General features: G+C 36.9%; 3 protein-coding genes. All 3 read right to left on the reverse strand.

The features are described 5' to 3' along the window. Positions 1-691 (reverse strand): M20/M25/M40 family metallo-hydrolase (locus tag AC1DDX_RS25930; RefSeq protein ID WP_477622870.1); only part of this gene is annotated, 691 nt, incomplete at its 3' end. Positions 692-876: 185 nt separating this feature from the next. Next, positions 877-2,214 carry a sigma-54-dependent transcriptional regulator gene (locus tag AC1DDX_RS25935; RefSeq protein ID WP_172660526.1) on the reverse strand — a complete coding sequence of 446 codons (1,338 nt, stop codon included), beginning with the start codon at positions 2,212-2,214 and terminating at the stop codon, positions 877-879. Between the two features lie 20 nt (positions 2,215-2,234). Further along, positions 2,235-2,960, reverse strand: a complete 726-nt coding sequence (locus AC1DDX_RS25940) for a hypothetical protein (protein WP_477622871.1) — start codon at positions 2,958-2,960, stop codon at positions 2,235-2,237. Between the last annotated feature and the right edge of the window lie 48 nt (positions 2,961-3,008).

A 3,008-nucleotide genomic window follows, 5' to 3' on the forward strand; every position in this document is an offset into this window, starting at 1 on the left:
GTATACCCGCATTGATCTGAGTAACAGTCATTTTTACTGGATTTGGAAGATTAGAGTCAATAGGAAAAACATAGCTTGAAAACCAATGAATGTCTTTCAGCGCTTTGTAAATGGCATTATCTCCTTCTTCTCTTGCCGCATGCCCGGGCCTACCAGTCGAAACGCAGTCCAATACCATAGAGCCTTTTTCGGCAACCGCCATATGCATATTCGTAGGTTCCCCAACAATCGCAAATGAAATAGGCATTAAATCATCCAGAATAGACTTAATCCCTTTTCTGCCAGAATTCTCTTCTTCTGCAGTTGCGGCCAGGCATAAATTAAAAGGAAGGTCTTTCCTTTCATAGAAAAAAAGAAACGCAGAAATCAGTGAAACCAAAGGTCCGCCTGCATCGTTACTACCCAAGCCATAAAGTTTTCCATCTTTAATCAGCGGCACAAAGGGATCGTTATTATATTGATCATTTGGTTTCACTGTATCATGATGGGAATTCAATAAAATGATGGGTTTTAAGGGATCAAAGTATTTATTGTAACACCAGATGTTATTGTATTTACGGATAGTAAATACTTCATGGTCATTTAAGAAGGATTCAATACAATCTGCAGTTAGCTTTTCCTCTGTACTAAATGAAGGGATTTTAATTAGTTTTTCCAGTAGTTCAACCGCCTGGTCATATAATTTGTTCATATTGATGATGTTTATGATTAAATGTTGAACACGGCAATTCAAAAGGAATGCCCCAGTCATAAATCATCAAAAAAATGCAGTTAATTAGCTTAAATAAGCGATAAAATATTTTTCAGGTCTTGAATGAATAAAATTTACCATATCAAAATGGTATGATTAATTTCATTTTGAAGAACTGGGAGTTTCTAAATTTTATATTCTTCAATTTTTCGATATAATGTAGTAAGTCCTATCCCCAATAAGCGGGCAGTCTCTGTCTTATTTCCTTTGGTATATGTTAGTACTTTAAGAATATGCTGTTTCTCAACCTGCTCCATTTTCATTGGATCTGTCTCCCCTACCTGTTGCTCTAAAGCGTGAAACTCATAAGGTAGCAGATTCGCTGTAACTGAGTTCCCGTCGGCAAGAATAACGACACGCTCAATTACGTTTTTTAGCTCTCTGATGTTCCCCTTCCAGTTGTGCTTAAGGAGTAGTTCAGCAAAATCATCCCCCATTAAAAGCTCCTGCTTGTTTACTTTATTCGCAAATTCTTTTAAATAATGTTTGGCGATTAGTAAAATATCTGATTTCCGTTGAGATAAAGGTGGAAGTTCAATAGAAAATACGGAAAGGCGGTAATAAAGATCTAATCTGAACTTCCCACTTTCTGCTTCCGTTTTTAAGTCTCTGTTGGTGGCAGCAATAATGCGGACATTCACTTTACTTGTTTGGGTATCTCCTACCTTTATAAAGGTTTGATTTTCCAATACGCGAAGCAATTTTGCTTGCAAATCCAGGTTCATCTCTCCAATCTCATCCAGAAACAAAGTTCCTTCATTTGCTTCTTCCAGCAAACCTTTTTTATCTCTTACTGCTCCAGTAAATGCACCTTCTTTATGCCCAAACAATTCACTTTCTAAAAGTTCATGATTAAATCCGCTACAGTTTACGGCAACGAAAGGCTTCATTTTCCTTAAACTTTCGTAATGTATCGCTTGTGCGAACACCTCTTTCCCCGTACCCGTCTCGCCAAGTAAAAGAACAGTAGTATCTGTACCGGCAACCTTTTCAGATAGCGCTATCGCTTCTTTAATAGCCTTAGACTGACCAAGTATGCCCGTAAAATCATATTTTCTGGCTACTTTATTTTCCAGTTCACTAATCCTAAACTGGAGTTTGGCTTTATCTAATGCTTTATAAACAAGGGGGATGATTTTGTCATTATCATCCCCCTTAGTAATATAATCAAAAGCGCCATTGCGCATTGCCATTACACCATCTTGTATTGTACCAAAAGCAGTCAGATTGATCACCTCGGTATAAGGTTTTATTTTCTTGATCTCTTTTACGAGTTCAACTCCATTAATATCCGGAAGTTTTACATCACTAATTACTACATATACATCCTGGGCAGCTAGAATTTTCAGGCCTTCTTTGCCTGTATTTGCCTGAAAAACCTTGAAGCCTTCCAATTCAATGATGCGCGCCAGCAGGCTGCAGATCTTTTTCTCGTCGTCTATTATTAAAACGGTGTTTTGCATCGCTGATAATTTCAACAATATTAGCAATTATTCAAGACAAGTTGCTGTTCGTAGACGGAATCGTCTATAATAGAAACATTAAAAACATCCTGCCTTACTGTAAATTTACATCTTGTATGATTTCTAATTGTATTTAAAATCTCCTTTTCAGTATAATTATGATCGTAAACAATTTCAACGGTGAACCGACACTCTTTTGAGCTGCAGTTTTGTCCACCGTCCATATTTACATTTGTAACGGTCATTTTAACTGGATCTGGAAGGTCTGATTCAATTGGATATATATATTCAGAAAACCATAAAATATCTGTTAAAGCGCTGCAAATAGCATTAGTGCCTTCTGCTCCTGCGGCAAGGCTTAATTTTGGACAGGCAATACAATCAAGAGTCATCTCACACTTTTCAGTGGCTTGTGTTAAAGCATAACTGCTAAAACTTTCTTTGTGAGGATCAAATAACATAGCTGTACATAAGCAATTGCATCTTTTTTTACCCTCAAGAACATTGTAATTAATACAGCTTTTACAGCCCTCCCAAAAATGTTCATCATGCGTAATTTGGTCAAATGTTACCGGTTCAAAACCCAGTTGATAATTCATTTTCATAATTGCCGCTCCAGATGTAATGCTAAATATCTTGGCCTCTGGATATATTCTTCTTGAAATTTTAAATATCCTTTCCTTAATTGCCTTAGCCACACCAGCATTTCTGAATTTGGGAGCTACAATTAAACCAGAGTTAGACACAAAGGAGCTGTTTTCCCAAACTTCAAAATAAGAGAACCCAACCCATTC

The sequence above is a fragment of the Pedobacter sp. 10L46_2 genome (assembly GCF_056395165.1).